General features: G+C 62.8%; 8 protein-coding genes. 7 read left to right on the top strand and 1 reads right to left on the bottom strand.

What is annotated here, in order from left to right; all coding sequences use genetic code 11:
• From MOV63_RS31290 to MOV63_RS31265, 6 genes are all read left to right on the top strand, one after another.
• A partial coding sequence (locus MOV63_RS31290; RefSeq protein ID WP_247039613.1) for a LysM peptidoglycan-binding domain-containing protein occupies positions 1 to 1,005 on the top strand: 1,005 nt, incomplete at its 5' end.
• Positions 1,006 to 1,215: 210 nt separating this feature from the next.
• Complete coding sequence (locus tag MOV63_RS31285; RefSeq protein WP_247039611.1) at positions 1,216 to 1,506, top strand: GIY-YIG nuclease family protein; 291 nt, start codon at positions 1,216 to 1,218, stop codon at positions 1,504 to 1,506.
• 506 nt (positions 1,507 to 2,012) lie between these two features.
• Entirely contained in the window at positions 2,013 to 2,702 is a 690-nt protein-coding gene (locus MOV63_RS31280) for a hypothetical protein (RefSeq protein WP_247039609.1), read from the top strand.
• 351 nt (positions 2,703 to 3,053) lie between these two features.
• Positions 3,054 to 4,943: an ABC transporter ATP-binding protein/permease gene (locus MOV63_RS31275; protein ID WP_247039607.1), complete on the top strand. Its 1,890-nt coding sequence runs from the start codon at positions 3,054 to 3,056 to the stop codon at positions 4,941 to 4,943.
• Positions 4,944 to 4,985: 42 nt separating this feature from the next.
• Positions 4,986 to 5,126 (top strand): hypothetical protein, encoded by a 141-nt coding sequence (locus MOV63_RS31270; RefSeq protein ID WP_157885094.1) that lies wholly within the window; start codon positions 4,986 to 4,988, stop codon positions 5,124 to 5,126.
• 98 nt (positions 5,127 to 5,224) lie between these two features.
• Positions 5,225 to 6,247: an LLM class flavin-dependent oxidoreductase gene (locus MOV63_RS31265; protein WP_247039606.1), complete on the top strand. Its 1,023-nt coding sequence runs from the start codon at positions 5,225 to 5,227 to the stop codon at positions 6,245 to 6,247.
• A gap of 83 nt (positions 6,248 to 6,330) precedes the next feature.
• Here the strand turns inward: MOV63_RS31265 and MOV63_RS31260 are convergent, their stop codons facing one another.
• Positions 6,331 to 8,187: an ABC transporter ATP-binding protein gene (locus tag MOV63_RS31260; protein WP_247039605.1), complete on the bottom strand. Its 1,857-nt coding sequence runs from the start codon at positions 8,185 to 8,187 to the stop codon at positions 6,331 to 6,333.
• A 291-nt stretch (positions 8,188 to 8,478) separates the two neighbouring features.
• Here MOV63_RS31260 and MOV63_RS31255 point away from each other — a divergent pair.
• The coding region (locus tag MOV63_RS31255; protein ID WP_247039604.1) for a phosphatidylserine decarboxylase at positions 8,479 to 9,073 on the top strand (595 nt) is incomplete at its 3' end.

Here is a 9,073-nt window from a genome sequence, read left to right as displayed (position 1 = left end):
AACATCCTGGTCCCGGCGCCCGTCTCCCCGGGGGCAGCGGCGCCTGAACTGCGCGTCACCGCCGTCGAGATCGAGGGCAACAAGATCTTCGTCGCCGGCAGCGCGAAAGCCGGCACGTCGCTGCGCGGCCAGGCAGACGGCCGGCCGATCGACACCGCCCAGGCGGGCCAGGACGGCAGTTTCGTCATCGAAGGGGCGATCGACCTTGCGGTCGGCGACCACCGGATCGGCGTCGAAGCGCTCGGAGCCGGCGGCCAGGTTCTGGTACGGGTCGAAGTGCCCTTCAACCGCCCGGCCGGCGATCAGGTTGCCGCCGTATCGGCGCCGCAGGCCCCCAATAACGGCATGTCGGCGGCCGACAGCGGCGCCTTCGACAAGCTGCGCAACGAAACCGTACGCGCCTTCAACCTGCTGCGCGGGCTCTACGACAACGGCCGCGTTCCCTCGCCGGAACAGATGGTCGCTGCCCGCTCCGCCACCTCGATCGCGCTGAAGTCGCTTTCCGAATACCGGCTGCCGGCCGACGCTGCGGCCCCCGCCCGCGTGCTTGCCGAAACCACCGCCCAGAACGCTGCGGCAGCGGTTGCTGCCCTCGACGCGCTTCCCAAGGATGTCGCAGGCGTCGGTGCCGGCCTGAAGCGGATCGGCGACATGATCGCCCGCGCCGTCGGCCCGATCATTGCCCGCGAACTGCACGGCGTCGAAGTGGCCACCGCCGCCCCGATGACCGCAACCGATGCCAGCGGCGCCCGCACCATCCAGCAGGAGGCGCTGACGCAGAGCGAACGCAGCTCGGTCATCATCCGCCGCGGCGACACGCTCTGGCAGATCTCCCGCCGCGTTTATGGTCAGGGTGTGCGCTACACGACGATCTACCTCGCCAACGAGGCCCAGATCCGCAACCCCGACGTCATCCAGCCCGGCCAGATCTTTGGCGTGCCGGACGAGGCCCTGCCCGACTCGGAAGAACTCCACCGCCAGCGGATGATGCATCGCCGGTCGTAAGGGGCGGGAGGGGATCTTTGATCGGGTTAAGTGGGCGGGGCGGATAAGCCCTTGCGGGCAACACTTTCGGCCCCTCGGAGACGTTGCTTGGGACTGCGGCGGTTCTCCAAATTCCCTCATTCCTGTGCTCGTCACAGGAATCCAGCAGCACCGCGTCGGCGGTGCGAAAGACCACTTGCGCACGATAATCGCCGGCGCCACACTTCAACCATGAAGGGTTACGTCTACATTCTCGCCTCTAAACGCAATGGTACGCTGTATATCGGCGTGACGCGCGATCTCCCCGGCCGCCTTTACGAACACCAGAACGAACTCACACCCGGCTTCACGTCGAAATACGGGGTCAAGACGCTCGTCTGGTTCGAGGAATACGACCTCCTTGTCGACGCGATCACCCGCGAGAAGACGATGAAGAAATGGCCGCGGAAATGGAAACTCAATCTGATCGAGGAACGCAATCCGGATTGGAAGGACATCGCCTCGCATCTGCATTCGTTATGAAGTCGTTGGGGCAGAGTCCCCGCCGCGCAGACGCGCGGCCGCTGGATTCCTGTGACAAGCACAGGAATGAGGGTGGTTTAGGCCCAAGCCTTCACTCCAAATCCGATGTGTCTTCGGAAGCTAGTTTCGAGGTTGCTTTTGCAAAGAGGAACCCAGGTCTGAGGCGTTGCAGATAATCGCGGACAGCTCCCCTATCTCCCTCATTCCTGTGCTCGTCACAGGAATCCAGCCGCGCCGCGTCGGCGGAGCGAAAGACTCTTCCAGCGCATCTTCCCTGCCAAGAAACCGGGGGCGATTCCCCTGCCCCGTGAAAACGACCCAGCCCCTTAGCCACATTCACGTCCCCGTCCATCCCAGCCTCCCCAAAAGGCCCTTGGGCGGTAAAGCGCCCGCCGGCTCCGGTTCGGCCAGCTTCGCGCAGGTTAGGGGGAATACCGCGGTGGTCAGGCGGCGTGCTCGCATATTATCTCCGGCTCTGATCCATGCCGCGCGGACAGGAGAATAAAATGGTTTCCAGCATTAATTCCATTCGGATTTGGTCTTCTCAGGCAGCCCTCAATGCATTCAAGGATGTCTCCGACAACCGGACGCCGGGCAGCTCGACGTCCGGCTCGTCCTCCTCATCGCTTGCCGACATGCTGTTCCCGGGCAGCAACGGCGGAGACGACTATGAGGACGACAAGATCGCGGCGCTGATCGCCTCGCTGCAGCGGACGATGAACGGCACCGCGCCAGACGAGACGGCCGGCGACGGATCGGTCGACGACATGTCCAGCAAGGCATTCATGAAGGCGTTGCAGGAGAAGCTGGACGCGCTGAAGGCGAACCCCGACAGCAAGGCGATGGCCGAGGCGATGCAGAAAGCGCTCGACGCCGGCACACTGAAGCTGACCGACGCGGTCGCCGGCGACCAGATCACCGCCTGGGATATTACCGACGGCAAGCAGACCTCGACCGGCGTCACCTCGGTCGACAAGTCCGACTGGACCCAATTCCTGAAGGACCGCCTGACGCGGGACGACGGCGGCAAGTTCGTGCGCAATGCCGATGGCAGCTATATCGAGAAGGCGACCGGGGCCAGCTCCTATTTCGGCATGGTCGGCGAGGCCTATTATTACATTTCCTGGCCGACTCCGGCCGCGACCACCAAGCCCGCCGCAGGCGCCACGCCCGCCGCCTCCGCCAGCACCAAGTGACACGACAGGCCAGGGACGGGCGAAAATCCCGCCCGGCCTTCCTTCCGTCTTCCGCCCGGCCTTTGAACTTTCACGAAACCGTCATTGCAACATCCGCCGCCGAACCTTATGTGCGGGAGGCGTTTTGACGCGCCCGTTATCGGGACAGTCGTATTTGGGAACGCCTCTCATCCGCCTGCGTCCTGCGGATCCTCCCCTCCCATTTGAACGGGAGAAGGACGCAAGCCGCCGGCTTTCTGCTTCCCCCAGCGATGGTGCGGGACGGCTTGAGGCCAGCGGCTTTTCGTGCCGAGGGTCGGAGCGAGAGGCAATTCCATATGCGGCTGACCCGCGCCCGCTCCGGAGACATCGATGGCGAATACCAAGAAGACCATTTCGGCGGATGCCAGCAATCCGCTCGGCACGCTCGTCAACCTGTGGCCCTATATGTGGCCGGAAGGCCGCGCCGATCTGAAGGCCCGGGTCATCTGGGCGACCTTCTATCTGTTCCTCGCCAAGTTCGTGCTTCTGACGGTACCCTATTTCTTCAAATGGGCAACCGATGCGCTGAACGGCAAGCTGGACATGGCGGGCGTGCTGCCCGCCTTCCTGCTCGGCGCCGTGGTGCTGGTCATCGCGCTCAATTTCACCCGCATCCTGCAGGTCGGCCTCAACCAGCTGCGCGACGCGCTGTTTGCTTCGGTCGGGCAATATGCCGTGCGCCAGCTCGCCTACCGCACCTTCGTGCACATGCACCAGCTGTCGCTGCGCTTCCACCTGGAGCGCAAGACCGGTGGCCTGTCGCGGATCATCGAGCGCGGCACCAAGGGCATCGAAACGATCGTCCGCTTCACCATTCTCAACACCGTGCCGACACTGCTCGAATTCCTGCTGACGGCGGTGATCTTCTGGGTCAGCTACGGCTTCTGGTATGTCGCGGTGACGGCGATCACGGTGGCGCTCTACATCTGGTTCACGGTGAAGGCCAGCGACTGGCGCATCGCCATCCGCCGCTCGATGAACGACAGCGACACGGACGCCAATACCAAGGCGATCGATTCGCTCCTCAATTTCGAGACGGTCAAATATTTCGGCAACGAGGAGATGGAAGCCAGGCGGTTCGATTCGTCGATGGCGCGTTATGAGAAGGCTGCGACCGACGTGTGGACCTCGCTCGGCTGGCTGAACTTCGGCCAGGGCGTGATCTTCGGCCTCGGCACGACCGTGATGATGGTGATGTCGGCGCTTGCCGTGCAGCGCGGCGAACAGACGATCGGCGACTTCGTGTTCGTCAACGCTCTGCTGCTGCAGCTTTCCGTGCCCCTCAACTTCATCGGTTTCGTCTACCGCGAAATCCGCCAGGGCCTCACTGATATCGAGCAGATGTTCGAGCTCTTGGAAGTGCAGCCCGAGGTCGTCGACCGGCCGGATGCCAAGCCCCTCGACATTGCGCAAGGATCGATCTCCTTCAAGGATGTGCATTTTTCCTATGATACGGCCCGGCCGATCCTGAAGGGCGTCTCCTTCGACGTGCCAGCCGGCAAGACGGTGGCGATCGTCGGCCCCTCGGGCGCCGGCAAGTCGACCATTTCGCGCTTGCTCTACCGCTTCTACGACATCCAGGGCGGCTCGATCACCATCGACGGGCAGGACGTGCGCGACCTGACGCAGCATTCGCTGCGCGCGGCGATCGGCATGGTGCCGCAGGATACCGTGCTGTTCAACGACACGATCGCCTACAACATCCGCTACGGCCGGCCAAGCGCCAGCGAGGAAGAAGTGCTAGCCGCCGCAGACGTGGCGCAGATCGGGCACTTCATCAGCGCCCTGCCGGACGGTTTCGAGACCAAGGTCGGCGAGCGAGGCCTGAAACTGTCCGGCGGCGAGAAGCAGCGCGTGGCGATCGCCCGCACCGTCCTCAAAGCCCCGCCGATCCTGATCCTCGACGAGGCGACCTCGGCGCTCGACACCACGACCGAGCACGAGATCCAGTCGGCACTCGACGTGGTCTCCAGGAACCGCACGACGCTGGTGATCGCCCACAGGCTCTCGACCGTCATCGGCGCCGACGAGATCATCGTCCTGCGCGACGGGCTGATCGCCGAGCGCGGCACGCACAATTCACTGCTCGAACAGAACGGGCTCTACGCCTCGATGTGGAACCGCCAGCGCGAGGCAGTGCAGGCGGAAGAACAGCTGCGCAAGGTGCGCGAGAGCGACGACCTGGGCGTCGTGCTGCGCGGCGTTCCGGCGGCGGAATAGGCCGGTGGCGGGCACGAACTCCAAAGCAGGAAGATCTCAACGATGAAACGATACCTCACTCCCCGCATGCTCGTCCTCGGCAGCGTCGCTGTCGCCTATATGCTGGTGCTGATCTTCTTCGGCTCGCCGCTGCTTGCCTTCACCACCTGGATGGGCTGGGTCGATCCGCAGGCGGCACGGTAAGCGGACGCACTGTTCACAGGGCGGCGACTGTTCATGTCGCGGTCGAGATGCCATCTAACGTGTAACTTCAGACACAGTAAATTCACGGTGGTAACATTATGAAAAAGATCGGCTTTCTCTCCTTCGGACACTGGACCCCCTCGCCGCAGTCGCAGGCGCGGTCGGCATCCGATGTCCTCCTGCAATCCATAGACCTCGCGGTAGCGGCCGAGGAACTTGGTGCCGACGGCGCCTATTTCCGCGTCCACCATTTTGCGCGGCAGCTCGCATCGCCCTTCCCGCTGCTTGCCGCTGTCGGCGCCCGCACAAAGCGCATCGAGATCGGCACCGCCGTCATCGACATGCGTTATGAAAACCCGCTCTACATGGCGGAAGACGCCGGTGCCGCAGACCTGATCTCCGGCGGACGCCTGCAGCTCGGCATCAGCCGCGGCTCGCCGGAACAGGTGATCGACGGTTTCCGCTATTTTGGCTACCAGCCGGCGGAAGGCGAGACCGATGCGGATCTTGGCCGGCGCCATGCGGAAGTGTTCTTCGACGTGCTGCGCGGTGAAGGTTTCGCCAAGCCCAATCCGCGGCCGATGTTCCCCAACCCGCCCGGCATGCTGCGCCTGGAGCCGCATTCGGCGGGCCTGCGCGACCGCATCTGGTGGGGTTCGAGCTCCAACGCGACCGCCGTCTGGGCCGCCAAGCTCGGCATGAACCTGCAGAGTTCCACCTTAAAGACCGACGAGAGCGGCAAGCCGTTCCACATTCAGCAGGCCGAGCAGATCCGCATCTACCGCGAGGCCTGGAAGGAAGCCGGCCACGCCCACGAACCGCGCGTCTCCGTCAGCCGCAGCATCTTCGCGCTGATGAACGACACGGACCGCGCCTATTTCGGCGGCAGCGGCGACAGCCAGGACCAGATCGGCAATATCGACCCGCAGACCCAGGCGATCTTCGGCCGCTCCTATGCCGCAGAACCCGACAGGCTGATCGACCAGTTGAAGGCCGACGAAGCGATTGCCGAGGCAGATACGGTGCTCCTAACGGTGCCGAACCAGCTTGGCGTCGAGTACAATGCGCATGTGCTGGAGAGCATTTTGAAGCACGTGGCGCCGGGGCTGGGGTGGCGGTAACCAGGCGCAACCGCAACTAAACCTGGACAATAGCTGACGACGGCTTGACGTACGGAGCCGTCGTCCCAGTGCACTCATACGCACTAGCTATCATCAGCATCCGCAATGTAACCACCGGTCTGCCGCTTCCAGAGCCGGGCATAGAGGCCATCGCGGGTCAGCAGCTCGTCTGGCGTTCCCTCTTCGACGATACGGCTTTTGTCGAGAACGATGATCCGATCCATTTTGGCGATCGTCGACAACCGGTGAGCGATCGCAATCACCGTCTTGCCGTTCATCAGCACCGCTAACTTATCCTGAATGGCTGCCTCAGACTCGCTGTCGAGGGCGGAGGTCGCCTCGTCGAGCACGAGGATCGGCGCGTCCTTGAGAAGGACCCTTGCGATGGCGACACGCTGTCGCTGGCCGCCGGACAATTTGACACCGCGATCACCGACGAAGGCATCATATCCCTTGCGCCCTTCGCCGTCGGTCAGTTCGGCGATGAAACAGTCGGCCTGGGCGGCCCTGGCGGCCTGTTCTATTTCCTCCTGCGAAGCAGCCGGCCTTCCATAGCGGATGTTGTCTCCGACCGAGCGATGCAGCAGGGCGACGTCCTGGGAAATTACGCCGATCTTTTCCCTGAGACTTGCCTGTGTGACCGAGCGAATGTCCTGGCCATCGATCAGGATCGAGCCGCTCGTCAGGTCATAAAACCGCAGAAGCAGGCTCACCAACGTCGTCTTGCCGGCCCCGGAAACCCCGACCAATCCCACCTTCTCGCCCGCCCGAACGTTCAAGATCAGGCTGTCAAGGACCTTTCGGTCCGGCCTGTATGCGAAGCCGACATTCTCGAAGCGGATCTCGCCGCGGGAAACGACCAGTGGCGGCGCCTCCGGTGCATCGTTGATGGTTGGCGGCGTGGTCATTACCGGCATGGCATCACGGATGATGCCGACGGCCTGGAAAATCTGCTGGCCCATCTGCAGAAATGCGCGGGCATTTCCCGACAGGCGCTGGGTGATATAAAGCGAGGCCACGAACTGGCCGGTGCTGACAAACCCGGCAATCATGCCCCAGAAACCGACGGTGAGCATGGCAAACCACAGGAGCACATTGAGCGTTGTGATGCCGGTGTCGGTCGTCAGGTAGATACGCCGTTCTTTCTGCTGGGTTTCCACGACCTTTGCGAAAACGTTGCGCAAGGCGCCTGCTTCGCTGTCTTCCGCGGCGAATTGCTTCACCATCTGGATATTGCTGTAGAGATCGGTCATCGACCCCACGACCAGGCTGCGCTGGCGGGCCGAACGGCGGGAGCGCTCGGTGAAATGGGGGACCGCTATAACGGCAACGACAACGCTGGCGGCAATCCAGATAAGAACCGGCAGCGCGAGCGGCCAGGCCACGGTCCCGAGCAGGAACAGCGACCCGATAAACTGCACGAGGAAATGCGGGATCGTCTGGAAGGCCACGACGACCTGCTGCTGGACCGCGGATGCGACCTGAGACAGGCGCGAGGCCACCTGGCCGGCGAAAAGATCATGGAAGAACCCGAGGTCCTGTCTCTCCACAGCTTTATGCCCCTGCCACTGGATTGCCACCGGCATGCAGACCGCGACCGCTTGCGAGGCAAGCGTATTGGCGAAAAATGCGAAGACAGGCAGAACCGGGAATAGCAGCACTCCCATGGCCACAAGCAGGCGCCACCGATCGTGGAGAAAGGCTGCGGCTCCGTTTGCCGCGACGCCGTCAACGATGATCGACAGGCTCCAGATCAAGAAAAGGTTGATGCATTCCACCAGCATGGCAAACACGGAGATGGAAATCAGAACCCCCCGGAACATTCTAATGAAGTGCAGGAGCAGCACGAAGGGGCCGCGGGAGGGCAGACGTTCATGGGGGATTTCGAGGGGCCGGATCAGGGTTTCGAAGGGGCGATAAACGAAATCTGAAAAGGACATGGCAGCTGAAAGACCATCTTGAGATTGAATCATCAAAAGAACGAGCTCGCCATTTAACCACAGATTGATATCGGGCGCGAAACTTCTCTAAGGTCGTATTCTCGGCAGGGGCTCGATTTCCTGTGCTCGCTTCGCACGACAACCGGTAGTGGCCGCCGTGCGGAACGACACAAGCGCGATCACCGCCAAAGCGATTGCGACCGAACCCGTCAGTTGGGTCTTGGAACCGCATTGCCGCAAAAACGGTTTCGCTGTAGTCAGGTGACCCTGACCATACGGGAGAAAACGTTGATCAACCTCTTCGACACCATCCGCAACACGCTCGTGCCGATCCATAAGGAAGGTTACATCTTCGTCGCCGCCTTCTTCATCGCCTCGCTGATCCTCGGTTATATCGCCGAGCCGCTGTTCTGGGTCGGCCTGGTGCTGACTTTGTGGTGCGCCTATTTCTTCCGCGATCCGGAACGGGCCGTGCCCCAGGATGACGACCTGATCCTTAGCCCCGCCGACGGACGCGTCAGCCATGTCGCCATGGTGGTGCCGCCCACCGAGCTGCAGCTCGGTTCCGAGCCGATGCTCCGCATCTCGGTGTTCATGAACGTCTTCGACTGCCATATCAACCGCTCGCCGGTGCGCGGCCAGGTGTCCCGCATCGAGTATCGCCCCGGCCAGTTCGTCAATGCCGAACTGGACAAGGCGAGCGACGACAACGAGCGTAACGGCCTGGTGATCGACACCCGCCACGGCAAGGTCGGCGTGGTGCAGATCGCCGGCCTGGTGGCACGGCGTATCGTCTGCTGGGTGAAGCCGACCGAACCGGTCAATGCCGGCGAACGGTTCGGCCTGATCCGCTTCGGCTCGCGGCTCGACGTGTTCGTGCCGGCCG

It is taken from the genome of Neorhizobium sp. SHOUNA12A (assembly GCF_023006505.1).
Taxonomy (GTDB): domain Bacteria; phylum Pseudomonadota; class Alphaproteobacteria; order Rhizobiales; family Rhizobiaceae; genus Neorhizobium.
The sequence above is the reverse complement of the archived record's forward strand: the minus strand, read 5'-3'. Positions and strand labels throughout refer to the sequence as shown.

What these genes read in the sequence shown, in the direction of transcription:
- MOV63_RS31270 (WP_157885094.1), top strand. Translation starts at nt 4,986, where the DNA reads ATGAAACGATACCTCACTCCCCGCATGCTCGTCCTCGGCAGCGTCGCT.
- MOV63_RS31265 (WP_247039606.1), top strand. Translation starts at nt 5,225, where the DNA reads ATGAAAAAGATCGGCTTTCTCTCCTTCGGACACTGGACCCCCTCGCCG.
- MOV63_RS31280 (WP_247039609.1), top strand. Translation starts at nt 2,013, where the DNA reads ATGGTTTCCAGCATTAATTCCATTCGGATTTGGTCTTCTCAGGCAGCC.
- MOV63_RS31275 (WP_247039607.1), top strand. Translation starts at nt 3,054, where the DNA reads ATGGCGAATACCAAGAAGACCATTTCGGCGGATGCCAGCAATCCGCTC.
- MOV63_RS31260 (WP_247039605.1), bottom strand. Translation starts at nt 8,187, where the DNA reads ATGTCCTTTTCAGATTTCGTTTATCGCCCCTTCGAAACCCTGATCCGG.
- MOV63_RS31285 (WP_247039611.1), top strand. Translation starts at nt 1,216, where the DNA reads ATGAAGGGTTACGTCTACATTCTCGCCTCTAAACGCAATGGTACGCTG.